This is a genomic window from Heliomicrobium gestii, from assembly GCF_009877435.1.
Classification (GTDB): Bacteria; Bacillota; Desulfitobacteriia; order Heliobacteriales; family Heliobacteriaceae; genus Heliomicrobium; species Heliomicrobium gestii.
The window spans coordinates 77773-95961 of the sequence record NZ_WXEX01000005.1 but is presented as its reverse complement, the minus strand read 5'-3'; the positions used below and the strand labels follow the sequence as shown (position 1 = coordinate 95961).

Sequence of the window (18189 nt, the reverse complement as noted above, 5' to 3'; positions counted from 1 at the left end):
GGAGGCCGTGACATTTTGAATAAGATAATGAAAACGATCGCCCTTGCGCTGTTGGGCGCCCTGGTGTTGTCGGTGGCCGGATGCGGCGGCAACGTGGTGGCCTCGGTGAACGGGGAGACGATCTCCCGGGCCGATCTGGACAAGCGCATCAACCGGTACAAGGACGAACTCGCCCAAGCCGGCGGCGCCAACAACAAAGAGATGCTCGCCAGCCTGGAACGGCAGGAACTGGATCGCATGATCGATGAAAAGCTGTTCCTGCAGGAAGCGAAGAAACGGAACGTCGACGTGTCCGATTCTCAGGTGGAGGCCGAACTGGCCAACGAGAAAAAGCAATTTCCCTCTGACGCCGAATACCAAGAAGCCCTGAAGAAGTATCAGTTGACTGAGGCGGAACTGCGCGACCTCGTTCGCTCCCGCCTCGTCTTTAACGGGCTCTATGACGCCATCACCGCCGACATTCAGGTTTCTGACGCCGATGTGGCGAAGTATTACCAGGACAACCCCGTCAAATTCAAGCAGAACCGGCAGGTCAAGGCCGCCCACATCCTCCTGAAGACCGAGGAGGATGCGAAAGCCGTCATCGCCGAGCTGGGCAAAGGCGCTGACTTCGGCCAGTTGGCGGCCCAGAAGTCGATCGACCCGAGCGCGGCCCAGAACAAAGGCGACTTGGGATACTTCTCGGCCGAAGACATGGTTAAGGAGTTTTCTGACGCCGCCTTTGCCATGAAAAAAGGCGAGATTTCCAAGACCCCCGTCAAGAGCAACTTCGGCTACCATGTGATCCGCGTCGACGACACCAAGGAAGCCCGGCAACAGACCTTTGACGAGGTGAAGGATCAGATCCGTGTCGATCTGGGCGCCGATCGCAAACAGGAGCGCTTTGAGTCCTGGTTTGCCGATGTGAAGGCGAATGCCAAGATCGAGCGGAAACTCCCCGAAGCGCCGGCGACGCCGCAGGCCCCGCAGGGGCAGGGCCAGGCGCCGCAAGGGTCCGCTCCGGCCCCGTCGCCCGCCCCCGCCGGCAACGCCCAGCCTGGGAAATAACCCCTCCCATAGAAAATAGACCTTGTCTTCACACGTCCCCGGACCGCCGCTGGTTCGGGGATTGCTTTTTTCAATGGATGGAAAAAAATGAATAACCCCTTCTCGTCGGATATATACTATCACTGAACCAGAACCCCGAAAGTCACGGCCCACAAAGGAGGGATGGTGAAGGGATGAAAGCAACGGGCATCGTACGGCGAATCGATGATCTCGGACGCGTGGTGATCCCCAAGGAGATCCGGAGAACGCTGCGCATTCGGGAAGGAGATCCCCTCGAGATCTTTGTGGATCGCGAAGGGGAGGTCATCCTAAAGAAATATTCGCCCATCGGCGAATTAGGGGATTTTGCAAAGGAATATGCGGACTCCTTGAGCGAGGCCACGGGTCATATCGCCTGTATCGCTGACCGGGACAATATCATCGCCGTAGCAGGAGCCCCGAAGAAAGAGTTTTTGGGCAAGCCGATCGGCCCCGCTGTTGAACGGGTGATGGAAGAGCGGAAGGCCATTTTGATTCAGAAACCGGGCGAGCACAGCCATTGCAAAGGTTGCCCGTCGACGGAAGAGGAAGTTGATTGTAAGTTTTCAGCAGAAGTTATAGCGCCGATCATTGCCGAGGGAGATCCCATCGGCGCCGTTATTCTGGCATCCAAGGATCCGAATGTCAAAATGGGTGACATGGAGATCAAACTGGCGGAAACGGCTGCCGGTTTCCTCGCGAAACAGATGGAACAATGATACTACCAAAGCATAACCGTTCGGTTATGCTTTGTCGCGCTTGGAGGGTGGCGCATGACGACGTGGTGGACGTCGGGCGGACAGCGGTTGCTTACCGGAGCCCTCTGGTTGACGGGCGCTGGGATCGTCAGCAAGTTTCTCGGCGCCTTTTACCGCATCCCCCTGGCCCGGATCCTCGGATCGGAAGGGGTCGGGTTGTACCAGATGGTGTATCCCGTCTACACGGTGGCCCTGAGCCTGGCCACAGCCGGCCTGCCGGTCGCCATCTCCGTGCTGGTGGCGGAACGGGCCAGCCGGGGCGATCACCCGGCCGCCTACCGTTTTTTTCTCGCCTCTTTCTGGCTTCTGCTCATCTTGGGCTGCGGCGCCACCTTTCTCTTGCTCCGCTTTGCCGAGACGATCGCCCATGTGGTGTTGAGAGATGACCGGACCCTCTACTCGCTCTGGGCGATTGCGCCGGCTGTGCTGCTGACCGCCCTGATGGCCGCCTTTCGCGGTTTTTTTCAGGGCTACCAGCAGATGGCGCCGACGGCCCTGTCCCAGGTGGCGGAACAGATCGTGCGTGTGGCGACCATCCTCGCCGTCAGCGGGGTATTGGTCCGTTACGGCATCGACGTGGGCGCTGCCGGGGCCACCTCGGGCGCCGTCGCCGGCGGCATGGCGGGTCTGGCTGTCTTGTGGCTTTTTTTTTATCACTGGCGTCGAAGGATACATAGTGGTGCCTACGGGGCGGGGCAGGCGGAAACAGCAGCTGCCATGGCCGGGCGCAGGAGCCGACTCGACAGTCCGATGGGCGGTCCGTTGGCGGGCGGCCGCGGAGGTCGCGCCGATTGGGTGGCCATGTGGAAATCCCTCTTGGTCTTATCGTTGCCCATTTCCCTCGGCGGGCTGGTCATCCCCCTCATGCAGACGGTCGATGCGGCGTTGATCCCGCGAGGGTTGCAGGCGGCCGGTTTTTCCGCTTCCCAGGCGGCGTCCTTGTTCGGAGAGTTTTCCGGGATGGCGAACGCCCTGGTCGGGTTCCCCATCATTGTCACCGGCGCCGTCAGCGCCAGCCTGGTTCCGGCGATTGCCAGCGCCTGGAAGGGGGGCCATGGTCTGGCGGCGGCGGAACGATACCGGTCTGCCTTGCGCCTGTCAGGCTTGCTCGCCTGGCCGGCGGCTTTTGGCATGGCCGCCTTGGCCGGGCCGATCTGCGACCTGCTCTTTCACGCGCCCGGCGCCGCCGAGCCGCTCTTCTGGCTGGCGCCGACGATCATCCCCACGGCGTTTTATCAAGTGGCATCGGCGGCCTTGCAGGGAATGGGGCGGACCGCCTTTCCGGTGCTGGCCCTCGCCCTGGGCGCCGCCTTGAAGGTCGCCGGCAACCTCTTTTTGCTCCCCCGCTGGGGCCTGATCGGCGCGGCAATGGGATCGAATGGCGCCTTTCTGCTGTCGGCCCTGCTGGTGTTGGCCTATATCGGCTGGCGCGGCGGTTTTGCCTTTCCCTGGGGGGCCGCCTTGCTCAAACCGGCCCTCGCTGCTACAATGATGGCGGGTTATGCCATTTCCGGCGCGCCTTTCCTGGCCTCGCTGGCCGGCGAATGGGCCGGCCTGGCCCTTTCTGTGGCGTCGGCCGGGTTGGTCTATGGGCTGACCCTGCTGGCCATCGGCGGCATCCAGGAACGCGATCTGGCCCTGCTGCCGCGCGTGGGCCCCCCCTTGGCCGCCTGGCATCGCCGTTTTTGGGGCGCCTAAGCGCCTTGGGAGAGGAAAGCCTGCCGGGAAACGAGAAAAGGATGCAGAAGAGATGACCATGCAAGATAGAAAGGCTACAGGGGAAGAAGATAAGATGATGCAGGTAGAAAAAAGAACAGCGTTGAATCAACCGGCGATCACCGTCGTGGGCCTCGGCGCAGGCGATCCAGGACACCTGACGCGGGCCGGATGGGAGGCGTTGCGCCAGGCCGACCGGCTTTTTCTGCGCACCGCCATCCATCCGACGGTGCCCTATCTCATGGAATCGGGGTTTGCTTTTGCGACCTTCGACTCCCTCTATGAATCGGCTGATTCCTTTGACGATCTCTACCGGGAGATCGCCCGCCGGTTGATCGAAGCGGCTGAATTGGGGCCGATCACCTTCGCCGTTCCCGGCCATCCCCGGGTCGGTGAAAAGGCGGTGGCCCTCTTGCTCGATGAGGCGCGGCGGCGCGGCTGGCCTGTTGCGGTCATCCCGGGTGTCAGCTTTCTCGAAGCCTTGTACACGGCCCTGGGATTCGATCCGGCGCGGGGATTGACCGTGTTGGACGGATTGGACCTCGCGCCGGAAGACCTCGATCGCCGGCGGGGAACGGTGATCACCCAGGTCTATGCGCAGCGGGTCGCCTCCGATGTAAAGCTCACCCTGATGGACGTCTACGGCGATGAACACCCCATCACGGTGATCCGCGCCGCCGGAGTCGCCGGAGAGGAGCGAATCGCCGAGATCCCTCTCTATGAACTGGATCGACTGGACTGGGTCGATCACCTCACCAGTGTCTATGTGCCCCCCCTGCCGGCAGGGGCGCAGCCGGCGGCGATGTCGGAGACAGGGGAGAGCGGGGAGACTGTCGATCGGCGGGAGCGAGCGGGAGCAATCGAGAACCCTGATCAATATGCCCTCGATCCGCTCGTCGAGGTGATGGGGCGGCTCCTGGCGCCCGAGGGCTGTCCCTGGGATCGCGAGCAGACCCACCAGAGTCTGAAGCCCTATCTGCTGGAAGAGGCCTATGAGGTGCTGGAGGCCATCGACCTCGACGACGACAGCAAGCTAAAAGAGGAACTGGGCGATGTGCTCTTGCAGGTCGTCTTCCACGGCCTGATCGCCGAAGGGGAAGGGCGATTCCGGATCGGTGAGATCGTCGAGACGATCACCGAAAAAATGATCCGCCGTCACCCCCATGTCTTTGCTGACACGAAGGTGGCCAACGCCGATGAGGTCTTGGTCAACTGGGAGGCGATCAAGGCCAAGGAAAAAGGGGACAAGCCCGCCGGGAGCCCCTCCGGGATTGACCGGGTATCGACGGCCATGCCGTCGCTGCTGCGCGCAGAAAAGGTGCAAAAAAAGGCCGCCCAGTTCGGCTTTGACTGGCCCGACGAAAAGGGGCCCCTGGCCAAGGTGCGCGAAGAGTGGGGGGAACTGTTGGAGGCGGCCGGATACCCTGGGGCCGAGTGCGGCCTCGATGCGCCCCTCGACACGGTTCTGGCGAGCCGGGACGCTTCCCGCCTTCGCGATGAATTGGGCGATCTGCTCTTTGCCGTCGTCAATGTGAGCCGTTTTTTGCGGGTGAACCCCGAGGAGGCGCTGCAGCGGACGGTGGACAAGTTCATCGGCCGCTTCCGCTTTGTCGAAGATTGCTGCCGCCGGGACGGCCGGGAGATGGCCCGCTGCGCCCTCGAGGAACTGGATGTCTACTGGGAGCAAGCGAAGCAACGGGAGCGAGAAAACGGGCGAGATTGAGCGAACCAGACTGGTCAGCGAGGAATATTTTGGCTTAAAAAGTCGAAAATATTAACAACCCGGAAGGAAAAGATGGGTCCGTAGCGAATTAGCTTACAGCAATGAATACTAGGAGGGGTAACGGTGAATAAGACCGAATTGGTGAGTGCGGTCGCCGAAAAGGCCCAACTAACCAAGAAGGATGCCGAAAAAGCCGTCAATGCCTTCTTCACTGCGGTGGAAGAGGCCTTGAAAGCGGGAGACAAGGTGCAGTTGGTTGGTTTTGGGACTTTCGAAATCCGCGAACGGAAAGCGCGGACCGGTCGCAACCCCCAAACGGGCGAAACCATTACCATAGAGGCGTCGAAAACGCCAGCCTTCAAGGCGGGAAAAGCGCTGCGCGACGCCGTCGAAGCATAAGTTTTTCCAGGATAGACCATAGGCGTTGGAGTCAGGTTTCCGCAGGGAACCTGATTTTCATTATTGGGGGGATTCCTTTGCGTCTCGACAAATACCTTAAAGTATCGCGCATCATCAAACGGCGCACCTTGGCCAAAGAGGTTTGCGATGGCGGCCGCGTGACCGTCAATGGACGGCCGGCCAAAGCGGGAACGGAGGTTTCGCCGGGCGATCGGCTGGTGTTGCAGTTCCCGCAAAAACGCATCGAGGTGGAGATCGTCGATGTGAAGGAGAATGCGCGCGTTGACGAGGCGAAAGAACTCTATCGCCTTCTCTCCGAGGAGGCCCTTTCCCGCGATTGACCGGCCCTGCCGGTTGTCCGTTGTTCTACATCATGCGCCTGCCCACATAACCATGTTGGGGAGGCGTATTTATTTTTGGGGGAAAGGGAGGAACTTCCTATGGATGTTCATGGCGATAAAGCCCACGGGTTTGCCGTCACCGACCGGAAGAGCATCACCATCCGCGGCGTCACCCAGGTAGGCGCTTTTGACGAGGTGGAGATCTACATGGCGACGGTGCGCGGTCCCTTGCTGTTGCGCGGCGAGGGGTTGCAGATCACGCAACTGAACCTGGATGATAAAATCTTGTCGGTGGAGGGCCGGATCGACTCGGTCCAATATGTGGAGGAGCAGTCTCCCCAGAATCTGAAGCAGAAGGGCAAGAACCTGCTGGAGCGCCTGTTGCGCTAGTCGCCAGGGGGTAAGGGGGGATGGCCGTGACGCCGGTAGTCCAACAGGTCTACGGGTTTGTCTTGTCGGCTGTGGGCGGTCTGGTTCTTGGAACGGCTTTTGACCTGTACCGGACGCTGGTGCGGGTGGGCCGGCGAAGGTGGTGGGTCGCTGTCGCCGATGTGCTCATGTGGATCATTGGCGCGGGGCTGTTTTTCTTGCTGCTCCTCTGGGGTCACTGGGGGGAGGTTCGCTTCTACGTTTTTCTCGGGTTGGCCGGCGGACTGGCTGTCTATTACCGCTATATGACCGAGGAGGTTCGCGCCTTTTGGGAGGGCATGCTGGAACTGATCCTCCATCTGCTGCAAACCTTGGGGTACCTGGTGACGTTCCCTTTTATCTTGCTCTACCGCTCCGGCCGAAGGGCGCTCCGCTGGCTCTATTTGACGGGAGGCAGGTGCCGCCGGTGGAGCCGCGACCGCCTCTGGACGCCCTTGCGCAAAGCGGCGAGTCATGGGAAGGCGCGCCTGGGGCGGATGTCGAATCAATCCCGCCAGTTTTTCGGACAACGAACGGCAGTCCTTCGTCGCCGCTTGGGCCGAGGAACGGCAGGCATGGGCCAACGGTTCTCCGGCCGCCTGCGCGCCTTATGGCGCCGGCCGCCGAAACAGCCGCCCACGCCATAAGTCCCGCTGATGGCTCTGGGGAAATCTTTTCCACACCCTGCATCGAAGAGGAAGGATTTTTGAGGCGTCGCGCCGAAAGCCCCACTATTACGGGAAGTCTCCCGATAGGGGTGAGGCGGTTGGCGCAGCCGGCACAGACGGAACAACAACAGCAGCAGCAGACGCAGCGGCAACAGCAAGTGCGGGAATCTTCGGAACAAGGGCGTCCGCGGCGACAGCGGCGCGCGGACAAAGGCATCAGCAGAGGCAAAAAGTGGGCCCTTGTGGCCGCCGTCATCGGCCTGTTCGCGCTGGCGGCGATCCCGCCCATTTTGCAGCAACGCCAGTTGGTCCGCGAGTCGGACAGGCTGTCGGTGGAACTGGAACAGGTGCGGGCTGAGCGACAGCAGCTAGAGAAGGATAAACAGTGGTTCGCCACAGACGCCTATGTGGAGCAGGTGGCCCGGCAACAGTTGGGACTGGTGAAACCGGGGGAGATGATGGTCGTGCGGACCCGCCCCGGCAACGCCCTGAAGAAGGAAGTTCAGCATACCCAGGAGATTCGCGATTAAAAAAAGCATTTCCGTCCATAGGCGACGGAAATGCTTTTTCCTATAGGGGGAGGCGACAGAAATGAGAGGAAAGAACAATCGATGGGGCGCCATCGATATTGGGTCCAACTCGGTGCGTTTCCTGGCCGCAGAGCTGACTGAGGGAGGCCTGAAGACGCTGTGGCGACGCTTGGATACGACCCGCCTGGGGCGCGAGGTGGCCCGCAGCGGCGATCTGCATCCCGAGGCGGTGCAACGCACGCTCGATGTGCTGGCCACAGGGTTGGAGGCGATGGCCTCCTTCGGCGTTCAACCGGGCCAGGTCGCGGCCTTTGCCACGAGCGCTGTTCGGGAAGCGGGCAACGGCGTCGCTTTTTGCCGCCGTGTGGGGGAGGAACTCAGCCTTTCGGTGACCATCCTCTCCGGTGAGCGGGAGGGACATCTCAGCTATGAGGGCGCCGTCGACGGGCTGCCGGGCGAACTTGTGGAAGGGCGGATCCCTGTCGTTGTCGACATCGGCGGCGGCAGCGCTGAAGTGGTTTTTCGCAACGGTGACTGGTGGCGGCGGAGTTTTCCCCTGGGCGCCGTCCGGTTGACGGAGAGCCGTTTGGGCAAAGCGGACGTGGCCCGGCTCTGGGCGCCGGCCGCTGAGGCGATCGGGCGCCTGCGCGACCTTGGCGGAGAACCGGTGCTTGTGGGGGTGGGCGGCACGGCGACGACGGCGGCGGCCATCGCCCTGGAACTAACCCTTTACGATCCGGAAAGAGTACAGGGATATTTCTTGTCCCTGGAGCGGCTGCGCGCCATCGGCGCCAGGCTGCGCGCTCTCGATTTGGAGGCGCGGCGGCAGACGCCGGGGCTGCAGCCGGAGCGGGCCGACATCATCCTGGCCGGGTTGTTGGCCTTGGAGACGCTGCTGGAGTCTGCCAACGGTGACGGCTTTATCGCCAGTGAGACCGACCTGCTCCACTGCGCCCTCAAACGACGGGCAGCGGGACAGTGGCCGCCGGAAGATGAGCGTGCTCGGTAATTCCACCGGATAGCGCCGCCGATGAGTCGCAGCAGCCGGGGCAACACCCATCACAGGCAGGGCCTGGGAGGTGGTTGGCTACCGGGAGGCGAAGCGGCGCGCGACGGCGTCGTGGGCGCTCTGCTCCCAGCGATCGGCGAGGGGCGTCAGGCTGCCGTCGCCGTAGCGTCGTTCCAGCGCGCGGGCGAGCAACCAGTCGGCGAGGGCCGGATTTTTCGGGAGCACGGGGCCGTGCAGGTAGGTGCCGATCGCGTTTTTATAGACAGCGCCCTCTCCCTTGTCTTTGCCGTTGTTGCCCTGGCCGGCGATCACCTGGGCCAGGGGTTGGATGCCGCCGCGGTCGCCGAGGAAGGTGCGGCCCGAGTGGTTTTCAAAACCCACCAGGCCCATGCCTTCGCCGAGAAGGGGCGCTTCGGCGACCACATTGCCGATCAGGCGTGTGGAGCCCGCCTCGGTCCAGGCGTCGAAAAAGCCCAAACCGGGCATCTCCTCGCCCGTGTGGGTGCGGTAGTAACGGCCCAGGAGCTGGTAACCGCCGCAGACGGAGAGCAGCGGCAAACCCGCTTCGGCGGCCTCGACGAGCGCGGGGCCTTTGTGCTGTTGAAAGTCTTGGAAGAGCAGTGTCTGTTCCCGGTCCGAACCGCCGCCCATGAAGACCAGGTCGGCGTCGGCAAAGGCGAAACGGTCATGGAGGGAGACCCGCTCGACGGTGAGGGGGATCCCGCGCCATTGGCAGCGCCGGAGCAGGGTGATGATGTTGCCCCGGTCCCCGTAGAGATTGAGCAGGTCCGGATAGAGGTGGACGAGGCGCAGGGCGCGGCGGTCGTTTTGAACCATCGGCTATTCCTCCCAGTAGCGGGGCGAATGGCCCAGGTTGGACAGAGCCGTCTTCGCCTCCAGCAGGGCTGTGTAGGTCGGCAGGATGTAGAGGGTCTCGTCGGGGCCGGTCATCTCCAGGGCGGCGGCGATGGCCTGGCTGACGTCCGGCTCGTAGGTGAGGGCGTCGGCTGCCACGCCGGCGTAGGTGAGGCGCAGGGCCATGTCTTCGCCGCGCAAGCCCGAGGTGGCGACGCTGCGCAGTTCCGGCAGGACCGGGGCGAGGGCTTCGAAGTCGGCGTCCCAGAGCCAAGAGATGTCGCGGCCGTCGGCGGCGTTGTCATTGATGATCACGAGCAGGCGCTTCGGCCCCCGGTTTTGGGTGAGCGTGCGCAGCACCTCGTCACAGCCGGTGGGGTTTTTGATCAGGGCGAGAAAGGCGCGGCGTCCGCCGTCCAGTTCCAGCCGCTCCATGCGGCCGAAGTTCGTGCGGTAGCCCTGCAGTCCGGCCTGGATCGAGCGCTCGGGCAGGTCGAGCCGGAGCGCCGCAGCCGTGGCGGCCAGGGCGTTATAGATGTTATAGAAGCCGGGGGTGGACAGTTCGACGCGCCAGCTTCCTTGGGGAGCGTGGACGGTGAAGGCGGAGCCGTCTTCCCCTTTCAGTTCGATCTGGGAGACGTGAATCTTCGGCTGGGGCCGAGCAAAGCCGCAGTGGTCGCAGCGGTAGTGGCCGAGTTGGCCGAAGAAAAACCAGTCATAGACGAGCGGGTGGCCGCAGAGCCGGCAGAAGCGCGTCTCTGCCGACTGGGTCATCTCCCGGCTGCCGTAGGAGCGATCATCGATGCCGAAGTAGACGATCCGTCCCTTGTAGTGACGCCCGATGGAGGCCACCAGCGGATCGTCGGCGTTGAGGATGGCCACCGATTGCGGTGGAAGCGCCGCCAAGGCGGATTCCACAAGGGTGACCGTTTTGTCCAACTCGCCGAAGCGGTCCAGTTGGTCGCGGAAGAAGTTCGTCACGACGACACCCTTCGGGCGCACCTCCCGGACCAGTTGGGGGATGGTGGCCTCATCGACCTCGATGACGCCCAGATCGCTGGCGATGGAGCCGCCCACGCTGGCCGATTCGATGAAGGCGGCCGTGATCCCGCCGACCAGGTTGGCGCCGGCTCGGTTGTGGGTCAGCGTCAGTTTGGACGCGGCGATCATCTCGGCGAGCATCTTCGATGTGGTCGTTTTGCCGTTGGTTCCTGTGATCACCATGGCCCCCTGTTTCAACTGAGCAGCCAGGGCGGAAAGCAGTCCGGGGGCGATGCGCCGGCCAAGGCCGCCGGGGAAGGATGTGCCGCCGTGCCCGATGCGGCGGGTCAGCCAGATCGCCGTCTTGCCGGCCCAGAGGCCAGCCAACATGCGTGGTGAGTGTAACAAGGGGGCACCTCCGTCAGTTCTTATCGACAGTACTATTTTATATTAACTTGACCCGTCATTACGTTGTTTTTTTATTTTACCTTAAGTCTTGACAGAACAAGGTCGACTGTGGCATAATACAGTGGTCGACGGCGAAAGCAGTCCTTTGATTGACGCGGGGTGGAGCAGTTGGTAGCTCGTCGGGCTCATAACCCGAAGGTCGCAGGTTCAAGTCCTGCCCCCGCAACCAAATTTGGCGGTGTAGCTCAGTTGGTCTAGAGCATACGGTTCATACCCGTAGTGTCGTAGGTTCAAATCCTACCACCGCTACCAAAACAGCGGCCCGTTGGTCAAGCGGTCTAAGACACCGCCCTTTCACGGCGGTTACAGGGGTTCGAATCCCCTACGGGTCACCATCTTTGCAACAAACGCCTTTCCGGCTGACGGAAAGGCGTTTTTGTTGTGGGCCCGTGCAGTGATCGAACGAGCCCCTGTGGAATCCATAGCGAACAGACCCGCCGCAATTCCCTGATTTCGCGCCGATCGGCCATGAACACCGATCCCCGCAGGTGCTACAAAGCCAAGAAAAAATATAAGCAATTTTTATTCGGGGCTTTTACAAATCGATCGGATCGAGTAAAATGATGAAGGACGGATGATTCGTACGGATTTAATTTCGCGCCCGTTGTGCTTGTTGCGGCGAGCGCTCCTGTCATCACTGGACAAGGCTCGCATTTCCATAGCAATGAGAGGGTGGTGCCATTGTTCATTTTTGCAGTCGGGCTAAACCACAAGTCGGCGCCTGTGGAGGTCCGTGAGAAGCTTTCTTTTACTGAACCACAAATCGCGGAAGCACTAACCCAATTGGAAGGCATGAACGGCATTGAAGGCTGTTGCATAGTTGCCACCTGCAACCGGACAGAGATCTACGGCGCATGCACTGACATGGAGGCGGGACTGGCGGCGGTGAAACGCTTCGTCATCGAACGGGGACGTTTGAAGCCGTCGGAATTCTCGAATTATTTCTATGTACATACGCTCTACGACGCCATCCGGCATCTCTTCCGCGTCGCCTCGGGCCTTGACTCGATGGTGCTTGGCGAGACACAGATCCTGGGACAGGTGCGCACCGCCTATCAGCGGGCCTGCAATGAGCGGGCCAGCAACGGCATCATCAACACCCTGTTCCAGCAGGCCATCACCGTCGGCAAACGGGTCCGTTCGGAGACGGGCATCGACCAACATCCCGTATCCATCTCCTATACCGCCGTGGAATTGGCAGAACAGGTCTTCGGCGGCCTCGCCGGCCGGTCGGCCATGGTGCTGGGCGCCGGCAAGATGAGTGTCCTCACCTTGAAACACCTTGTCGCTCAGGGTGTGGAAAAGATCATCATCGCCAACCGTTCTGTCGAGAAGGCGCAGGAACTGGCCCAAAGCTGCAACGGCGAAGCGATCCCCTTCCATCAGGTTCATGAGCGGATGGCTGAGGCCGACATCGTCATCTCCTGCACGGCGGCCACCCATTACGTCATCCGTCGACCCATGATGGAGGATGTGATGGAGAAACGAGGCGGCAAGCCTGTGTTCCTCATCGACATCGCCGTGCCCCGTGACATCGATCCCGAGGTCGCCCAGGTTTCCGGGGTTCACCTCTACGACATCGACGACCTGCAACACGTCATCGATAAAAACCTGGAGGAGCGACGGAAGGCAGCCCTTGAGGCGGAGGAGATCATCGAGAGCGAGATCGCCCAGTTTCTCCGTTGGCTGAACTCCCTCTTCGTCATCCCCACCATCGTCTCGCTGAAGCAAAAAGGCAACCAGATCCGGGAAAAGGAACTGGATCGGGCGCTGGGCAAGTTGAAGCACCTGACGGAAAAGGAAAAGAAGCTTGTCGGCTCTTTGGCCAGTTCCATCGTCAATCAACTGCTTCATGACCCGATCACCCAGTTGCGGCAGTATGCGGCGACACCGGAAGGTCACCTGTACTCGGAGATCCTGCAAAACCTCTTCTGCCTCGATGTGCCCGGCCAGCGTCAAAAGCACGCGCCCATGCGGCTGCATGTCGTCGAGGCAACGCGGCAGAACAGCGCCGGTTAGGCAACAGGTGTCACAATTGGAATTATATTGGCAATTATTTTTAACAAATATTTATTAAACGATATACAAAGCATATCTGAAAAAAGACTGAAAAAACGGGTCCATGTTGCCGAAAACGCCCCAATTCGGGCGTTGAGGATATTTATCTGGTTCTTTACAATGAAATTGCTGTTGATTCAGCAAGGAGGTGAAAACACAATGAAAAACCTGAAGCTTATCGGTATCGCCGCCGTCATGGGCCTCAGCATGGTCGCTTTGACTGCGTGCAACAGCGGCAGCAAGGCTCCTGACGCTGCGAAACCGGCTCCGGCTCCCTCTTCGGCTCCTGCCCCGGCTCCCGCTCCGGCAGACAAGCCGACCGCTGCTCCGGCTGCCGCTGGCGCAGACGCCAAAGCCCTCTTCACCGGCAAAGGCGCTTGCATCACCTGCCACAAGCTGGGCACCGAAGGCGCTCTGGAAGTCGGCCCCAACCTGGGCGAAGTCGGCAAGAAGTACAACGAGGAAAAGATCTACAAGATCCTCGTGAACCCCTCCGGCGAAGGTCTGCAAGCGACCATGCCCGCCGCTACCACTCTCTCCGACGACGAGAAAAAGGCCGTTGCCAAGTTCCTGGCCGAAAAGAAATAATTTGTTTTTATTTGCGCCGGTTAGAGTACATAGTGGGAAAGAGCTCCGAAAGGGGCTCTTTTTTGTGCGGCCTATCACGTATGCGTAGTACTTTTGTCTATGCTCTATACAGGGAAAAAGGAACGTGTTATTATACTTTAGCGGGAAAATGTAAGACTGGCTGCCGGTGACACCTGTTCCGGAACCGTTGGTGACGATGTCCCACTCCTCTCATTCCGCCGGAATCATTCCGGTTGAGACGACGTAATGTACAAGCAAAAGCGGATTCGGGAGGAGGGACTGTGAGCCGCCACTACTGTCAGTCTGTTGGGACAAGGTTGGGGAAAAGGTTACACAAGGATTCGCCGGCGATGACCGGTATGCAAGTTAAGGGGGGGTATTTTTGAAAGCGCCGGATTACAAAGCAGGGATGATCAATCTGATCGTGCTGTCCCTGATCGCGGTTGCGCTGCTCTTTCTCATGGTCAAGAAATGGGCCGTCGGCGATTACAATGGTGCTGCCGTTTACATAGGCCTGTTGTTCGTCGATTTCGGCGTGTCCCTCTACTCGTTCCGTGTGGCCGTTTTTGACGGCACCGGATATAAGGAGGTAAAAGACTGATGGATTCGAACGTTTCCAGAAGGAAATTCCTCGGCGGGATCATCGCCATCCCGACGCTGGCCGCTCTTGGCGCTCCCCTGGCCGCCGTCGGTCAGTATGTCTATCCTCCCGACTCCCTGCTGCAACCGCCCGCTCCCAAAAAGATCGGCACCCTCGCCGAACTGAAGCCGATGGAAGCGTTGCGCTTCGATTACAATGACATCCCCTGCATGGCCATCAAGGTCAAGGACCAAGTCATCGCCTACACCCTGAAGTGCACCCACCTCGGCTGCACCGTTGACGTGCCCAAAGGCAGCCTGGAAGGGAAGAAGCTCGTTTGCCCCTGTCACGGCGGCGAATTCAGCCCGGAAGGCATCAATGTCGGCGGTCCGCCGCCCAAGCCGCTTGTCCGCCTCGCTGTGGAAGTCAAAGAAAACGGCGATATCATTGTCAAAGAGGGGGCTGCGTAACGAATGAAGTGGTTGGAAGAACGCTTTCCTGGCATCGGCCACGTGGCGAAGGACGTCGCCGATCACCCCGTGCCCTCTCATACGTTGAACATATTCTTCTGCCTCGGCGGGTTAACCCTGCTTTGTTTTATCGTCCAGTGCCTCACCGGCATTTTTCTTGCTTTTTACTATAAACCCACGCCGGAAGCGGCCTTCACGAGTGTTCAGATGATCACCAACGAGGTGCGCTTCGGTTCTGTCATCCGTTCCATGCATCACTGGTCTTGCCAGTTGATGATCCTGCTCGTCTTCCTGCACATGCTGCGCGTCTACTACACGGGCGCCTTCAAACGGCCGCGGGAACTGAACTGGGTCGCCGGATGCTTCCTGCTGGTTCTCAGCTTGGCGCTGGCCTTCACGGGCTACCTGCTGCCCTATGAACAGTTGTCCTACTGGGCTTCCGTCATCGGCGCCGAGACGGCGAACACCCTCCCGGTCGTCGGTCCGACCCTGAAGATCATGATGCAGGGCGGCATCAAGGTTACGGCCGAGATGCTCAGCCGGTTCTATGTGCTCCATGTCATGATCCTGCCCGCTGTTGCTATCATTTTCTTGGTAGCCCACTTTATCATGATCCGGGTCCAGGGCATTTCGGATCCGATGTAAAAGGAGGTCGCCCCTATGGATAACCAGAAGAAGCGGTTTACCGTTCCTTTTATGCCGGTTCACATCACCACAGAAGCGGCCCTGGCAATGGCTTTTGTCGGCGTGCTGTTCATCCTCGCAGGTGTGCTGCCGAAAGAGATGGCTGAACCGGCGGACAAGCTCGTCACCCCGATCGGCCTCAAGCCGGAGTGGTACTACCTTTGGGCCTACGTCATCCTGGAGAAGGTTCCCAACAAGCTGATGGGCATCGTAATTCCCGGCCTGATGATCCTGGCGCTCTTCCTTGTGCCCTGGTTGGAACGGGGCAAGGAGCGTCATCCGGCCAAGCGACCCATCGGCGTTGCTGTCTTCACTGTCATGATGATCGTCGTTGGCATCCTGACCTACTTGGGGGCTACGCTGAAAATCGGCGGCTAGCACGGATTTCGATAAGGACAAGGGGGAGACAAATTGGGAACCCGTAAAATCGTCATGTTCGGCTCCACGGGCCTTCTCCTGGCCGGTATCCTGCTGGCGCCCGCTTGGCAGGCCCAAGGGGAATTGGAGCGGGGTCATGAGTTGTATAAGACCCATTGCGCCTCCTGTCACGGTGATGACGGGAAGGGCGTTCAGGGTGTCAAGGCGGCTACGCTGAACAACGAAGGGCTGCTGAAGGCGGCCTCTGATGAATACCTGCTGACATCGATCCGTATGGGTCGACCCAGCCTGGAAAAAAATGCGATGCCCCATTTTGACGCCCAAAAACTGCCTGATGAAAAGGTCAGCCTGATCATCAAAAACATCCGTTCCTGGCACCCCGAGATCCCGGCTCCCGTTGAAAAGGGTGAGAAGGTGGCCGGTGATCCGGTGAAGGGGGAAGCGTACTACAAGACCGCTTGCGCAGCCTGTCACGGACAGAAGGGCGAAGGCGGCATCGGCGCTGCTTTGCTTGACCCCGGTTTCCTGAATTCCGCTTCCGATGAGTTCATTCTCCACTCGATCACCTCCGGTCGCCCCGGCACAAACATGCCGCCCTATCCGGATTCGCAGGATATTAGAAATGTTGTCTCATTTTTGCGCAACAAGCAGGTTCCCTACGATCCTGCGGCGAAGAAAGAAGCAGGGAAGGCTGAGTCGAAAGACAAAGCTGCTGCTGACGGTGAAAAAAGCAAAAACTAGTCATCCCATGATGTAACGATCAGGACAACAAGAGACGGGCAGAAACGACACCAACTGGAGGTAATGATGATGAGGAAGACTGTAATGCTGCTATGGCAATGGCGACATCTGGTCTTCCTCTTGTTTTTTGCTGGCGTAGCCACCTTTTTCTTGGACCTCGCCCTGACGGTTGTGCGACGCAGCATCGCCGGCGACCCGGCGAGCGCATGGACCGTTTGTTTTGCCTTATTCGGTCTGGCTGTTGGCGGGTACGGCTTTATCCGGTTTGTTTACCGCCATGATAAACAAACCGGCCGCGTCAAAAAAGAGATTAAGTGGCTTGAGTAATCGGCGAGGGAGGGTTTGCCATACACAACCGCAGCTATGAAAAAGCGCTAATCTCGTCTGACTTGAACAACGCGGTGGGGGCGGCGGAGACGAGGCCGGAGCGATGGGGGACAACGATGAACACAGCGATCGATGGGATTCGACTTGTCGCCAGCATCGCCGTCTGCCAGATCGCCAGCCTGATCGGGGCGAAATTTACCATTCAATCGATCGTCTGGTATGCTGGATTGGCGAAACCCGAATTCAACCCCGCCAACGATGCCTTTTACCCTGTCTGGACGCTCCTCTATACCCTGATGGGCATTTCCTTCTTCCTCGTCTGGCGTCAGCCTGATCAACGGGACCGGCGATTGGCCCTTGCCTTTTTTTTCGCTCAGTTGCTCTTGAATATCATGTGGTCGTGGGTATTTTTTGAACTCCACGCCCCCTCTGTCGCACTTATTGAGATTATTCTTTTGGAAGGCGCCGTGTTGGCGACAGCCTATTACTTTTATCGTCTCTCCAAGTGGGCTGGAATCCTGATGATTCCTTATTTTTTTCGTGTCGGCTATGAGGCGGTGCTCAACTACTTTATCTGGATAATGAATCCCTAAAGGGTAAACAGGGATGGTTGAGGAATCTAAGTATAAGATTTTTAAGGAGTTTGCGAATGCAAAAGGTTGATCGATGTTGGATTATGCTGTATAATTCAACCACAAACGCCTGTGTTCGACGGCTCCTCTTTTGTTGAGGGGTGAACAACATCGCTACCAATACATACGGCAAGATCGGCCCCAATTCAATCATTCAAACGGTAGCCGCTTTAAAAGAGCGCTACGGAGACAGTAAGACGGCGGAATTTTTAGTCAATATCGGACGGAGCGACTTGACAGAAAAACTCCCCGCAGAGATGGTAGATGAGCAGCAGTTCAACGAGCTGGTGCGATCGATTCAAAGCTGTTTTGGCGACAAGGAATTGACCCAACTGTTGCGTCGTTCCGGTGAACTGACGGCCGCCTACCTCCTGAAGCATCGGATTCCCGTTCCGGTGCAGTGGATTCTGGGGATACTGCCCGTTCGTTCCGGTCTGAAAATGCTTCTTGCTGCGATTGAAAAGAACGCCTGGACCTTTGTGGGGACTGGCGAATACAGTTTCACAATTGAAAAAAATCCGAAGATCATGATCGAACGCTGTGTCTCCTGCCGGGGAATGTCAGCGGGCGAACCGATCTGCGCCTTTTACGAAGGCACCTTTCAAACCCTGATACGCACCATCATCGATGATAGAGCCGTTGTCACGGAAAAGACCTGCAGCGCCGCTGGCGCAGCGGCCTGTGTCTATGAGATACGATTGAGCGTGTAATGGGTAGGAACATCTTCCAAGGTAGTGACATATTGAGAGAAGTCCATCAATACATATACAGATGATAAGACCCGTTAGGCTCCCGAAAAAGAGAAGAGTG

At 59.4% G+C, this 18189-nt stretch carries 22 protein-coding genes and 3 tRNA genes; 23 read left to right on the top strand and 2 right to left on the bottom strand.

The features are described 5' to 3' along the window. Positions 1 to 15 precede the first annotated feature (15 nt). From GTO89_RS07155 to GTO89_RS07110, 10 genes are all read left to right on the top strand, one after another. A complete protein-coding gene (locus GTO89_RS07155; protein ID WP_161261394.1) occupies positions 16 to 1047 on the top strand; it encodes a peptidyl-prolyl cis-trans isomerase in 1032 nt (343 codons plus the stop codon). Between the two features lie 173 nt (positions 1048 to 1220). Then, entirely contained in the window at positions 1221 to 1784 is a 564-nt protein-coding gene (gene spoVT, locus GTO89_RS07150; RefSeq protein WP_161261393.1) for a stage V sporulation protein T, read from the top strand. A gap of 54 nt (positions 1785 to 1838) precedes the next feature. Further along, positions 1839 to 3521 carry a putative polysaccharide biosynthesis protein gene (locus tag GTO89_RS07145; RefSeq protein WP_161261392.1) on the top strand — a complete coding sequence of 561 codons (1683 nt, stop codon included), beginning with the start codon at positions 1839 to 1841 and terminating at the stop codon, positions 3519 to 3521. A gap of 58 nt (positions 3522 to 3579) precedes the next feature. Beyond that, the gene (gene yabN / locus GTO89_RS07140; protein WP_328793877.1) at positions 3580 to 5262 is read left to right on the top strand and encodes a bifunctional methyltransferase/pyrophosphohydrolase YabN; all 1683 of its coding nucleotides are present in this window, start codon (positions 3580 to 3582) and stop codon (positions 5260 to 5262) included. Between the two features lie 123 nt (positions 5263 to 5385). After that, positions 5386 to 5661 carry an HU family DNA-binding protein gene (locus GTO89_RS07135; RefSeq protein ID WP_161261391.1) on the top strand — a complete coding sequence of 92 codons (276 nt, stop codon included), beginning with the start codon at positions 5386 to 5388 and terminating at the stop codon, positions 5659 to 5661. A gap of 77 nt (positions 5662 to 5738) precedes the next feature. Beyond that, entirely contained in the window at positions 5739 to 6002 is a 264-nt protein-coding gene (locus GTO89_RS07130) for an RNA-binding S4 domain-containing protein (protein ID WP_161261390.1), read from the top strand. A gap of 99 nt (positions 6003 to 6101) precedes the next feature. Further along, complete coding sequence (gene yabP, locus GTO89_RS07125) at positions 6102 to 6392, top strand: sporulation protein YabP (protein ID WP_161261389.1); 291 nt, start codon at positions 6102 to 6104, stop codon at positions 6390 to 6392. 26 nt (positions 6393 to 6418) lie between these two features. Further along, complete coding sequence (gene yabQ, locus GTO89_RS07120) at positions 6419 to 7057, top strand: spore cortex biosynthesis protein YabQ (protein ID WP_161261388.1); 639 nt, start codon at positions 6419 to 6421, stop codon at positions 7055 to 7057. A 119-nt stretch (positions 7058 to 7176) separates the two neighbouring features. Next, on the top strand, positions 7177 to 7608 hold the full coding sequence (locus GTO89_RS07115) for an FtsB family cell division protein (RefSeq protein ID WP_161261387.1): 432 nt from the start codon (positions 7177 to 7179) through the stop codon (positions 7606 to 7608). 61 nt (positions 7609 to 7669) lie between these two features. Next, a complete protein-coding gene (locus GTO89_RS07110; protein WP_161261386.1) occupies positions 7670 to 8617 on the top strand; it encodes a Ppx/GppA phosphatase family protein in 948 nt (315 codons plus the stop codon). A 78-nt stretch (positions 8618 to 8695) separates the two neighbouring features. Here the strand turns inward: GTO89_RS07110 and GTO89_RS07105 are convergent, their stop codons facing one another. Together GTO89_RS07105 and GTO89_RS07100 are read right to left on the bottom strand one after the other, a co-directional pair. Next, entirely contained in the window at positions 8696 to 9454 is a 759-nt protein-coding gene (locus GTO89_RS07105; RefSeq protein ID WP_161261385.1) for a type 1 glutamine amidotransferase, read from the bottom strand. Positions 9455 to 9457: 3 nt separating this feature from the next. Next, positions 9458 to 10861, bottom strand: a complete 1404-nt coding sequence (locus GTO89_RS07100; protein ID WP_161261384.1) for a Mur ligase family protein — start codon at positions 10859 to 10861, stop codon at positions 9458 to 9460. 153 nt (positions 10862 to 11014) lie between these two features. On the opposite strand from GTO89_RS07100, the gene GTO89_RS07095 reads away from it, so the two are divergent. From GTO89_RS07095 to bchJ, 13 genes are all read left to right on the top strand, one after another. After that, positions 11015 to 11090 (top strand) — tRNA-Met (locus GTO89_RS07095). Positions 11091 to 11095: 5 nt separating this feature from the next. After that, positions 11096 to 11173, top strand: a tRNA-Met gene (locus tag GTO89_RS07090). Between the two features lie 7 nt (positions 11174 to 11180). Beyond that, positions 11181 to 11256, top strand: a tRNA-Glu gene (locus tag GTO89_RS07085). Positions 11257 to 11602: 346 nt separating this feature from the next. Next, entirely contained in the window at positions 11603 to 12940 is a 1338-nt protein-coding gene (gene hemA / locus GTO89_RS07080) for a glutamyl-tRNA reductase (protein ID WP_161261383.1), read from the top strand. Positions 12941 to 13138: 198 nt separating this feature from the next. Beyond that, positions 13139 to 13567, top strand: a complete 429-nt coding sequence (locus GTO89_RS07075; RefSeq protein WP_161261382.1) for a c-type cytochrome — start codon at positions 13139 to 13141, stop codon at positions 13565 to 13567. Positions 13568 to 13949: 382 nt separating this feature from the next. Further along, positions 13950 to 14168 carry a hypothetical protein gene (locus GTO89_RS07070; protein WP_161261381.1) on the top strand — a complete coding sequence of 73 codons (219 nt, stop codon included), beginning with the start codon at positions 13950 to 13952 and terminating at the stop codon, positions 14166 to 14168. Continuing rightward, positions 14168 to 14617 (top strand): QcrA and Rieske domain-containing protein, encoded by a 450-nt coding sequence (locus GTO89_RS07065; RefSeq protein ID WP_161261380.1) that lies wholly within the window; start codon positions 14168 to 14170, stop codon positions 14615 to 14617. The genes GTO89_RS07070 and GTO89_RS07065 overlap by 1 nt, the downstream gene beginning before the upstream one ends. A gap of 3 nt (positions 14618 to 14620) precedes the next feature. Then, the gene (gene extP / locus GTO89_RS07060) at positions 14621 to 15262 is read left to right on the top strand and encodes a selenite/tellurite reduction operon b-type cytochrome ExtP (protein ID WP_161261379.1); all 642 of its coding nucleotides are present in this window, start codon (positions 14621 to 14623) and stop codon (positions 15260 to 15262) included. 15 nt (positions 15263 to 15277) lie between these two features. Further along, entirely contained in the window at positions 15278 to 15679 is a 402-nt protein-coding gene (locus GTO89_RS07055; RefSeq protein ID WP_161261378.1) for a cytochrome b family protein, read from the top strand. 33 nt (positions 15680 to 15712) lie between these two features. Continuing rightward, positions 15713 to 16420, top strand: coding sequence for a c-type cytochrome (locus GTO89_RS07050; protein WP_161261377.1), 708 nt, complete (start codon positions 15713 to 15715; stop codon positions 16418 to 16420). Positions 16421 to 16489: 69 nt separating this feature from the next. Further along, complete coding sequence (locus tag GTO89_RS07045; protein ID WP_161261376.1) at positions 16490 to 16747, top strand: hypothetical protein; 258 nt, start codon at positions 16490 to 16492, stop codon at positions 16745 to 16747. Between the two features lie 116 nt (positions 16748 to 16863). Further along, positions 16864 to 17340 (top strand): TspO/MBR family protein, encoded by a 477-nt coding sequence (locus GTO89_RS07040; RefSeq protein ID WP_161261375.1) that lies wholly within the window; start codon positions 16864 to 16866, stop codon positions 17338 to 17340. Between the two features lie 140 nt (positions 17341 to 17480). Next, positions 17481 to 18089, top strand: a complete 609-nt coding sequence (bchJ, locus tag GTO89_RS07035) for a bacteriochlorophyll 4-vinyl reductase (RefSeq protein WP_161261374.1) — start codon at positions 17481 to 17483, stop codon at positions 18087 to 18089. The last annotated feature ends 100 nt before the right edge of the window (positions 18090 to 18189 follow it).

Excerpts from the sequence above, each read along its gene's own strand:
- spoVT (WP_161261393.1), top strand. The coding sequence starts at position 1,221 with ATGAAAGCAACGGGCATCGTACGGCGAATCGATGATCTCGGACGCGTG.
- GTO89_RS07145 (WP_161261392.1), top strand. The coding sequence starts at position 1,839 with ATGACGACGTGGTGGACGTCGGGCGGACAGCGGTTGCTTACCGGAGCC.
- yabN (WP_328793877.1), top strand. The coding sequence starts at position 3,580 with ATGCAAGATAGAAAGGCTACAGGGGAAGAAGATAAGATGATGCAGGTA.
- yabP (WP_161261389.1), top strand. The coding sequence starts at position 6,102 with ATGGATGTTCATGGCGATAAAGCCCACGGGTTTGCCGTCACCGACCGG.
- GTO89_RS07110 (WP_161261386.1), top strand. The coding sequence starts at position 7,670 with ATGAGAGGAAAGAACAATCGATGGGGCGCCATCGATATTGGGTCCAAC.
- GTO89_RS07105 (WP_161261385.1), bottom strand. The coding sequence starts at position 9,454 with ATGGTTCAAAACGACCGCCGCGCCCTGCGCCTCGTCCACCTCTATCCG.
- GTO89_RS07075 (WP_161261382.1), top strand. The coding sequence starts at position 13,139 with ATGAAAAACCTGAAGCTTATCGGTATCGCCGCCGTCATGGGCCTCAGC.
- GTO89_RS07065 (WP_161261380.1), top strand. The coding sequence starts at position 14,168 with ATGGATTCGAACGTTTCCAGAAGGAAATTCCTCGGCGGGATCATCGCC.
- extP (WP_161261379.1), top strand. The coding sequence starts at position 14,621 with ATGAAGTGGTTGGAAGAACGCTTTCCTGGCATCGGCCACGTGGCGAAG.
- GTO89_RS07055 (WP_161261378.1), top strand. The coding sequence starts at position 15,278 with ATGGATAACCAGAAGAAGCGGTTTACCGTTCCTTTTATGCCGGTTCAC.
- GTO89_RS07045 (WP_161261376.1), top strand. The coding sequence starts at position 16,490 with ATGAGGAAGACTGTAATGCTGCTATGGCAATGGCGACATCTGGTCTTC.
- GTO89_RS07040 (WP_161261375.1), top strand. The coding sequence starts at position 16,864 with ATGAACACAGCGATCGATGGGATTCGACTTGTCGCCAGCATCGCCGTC.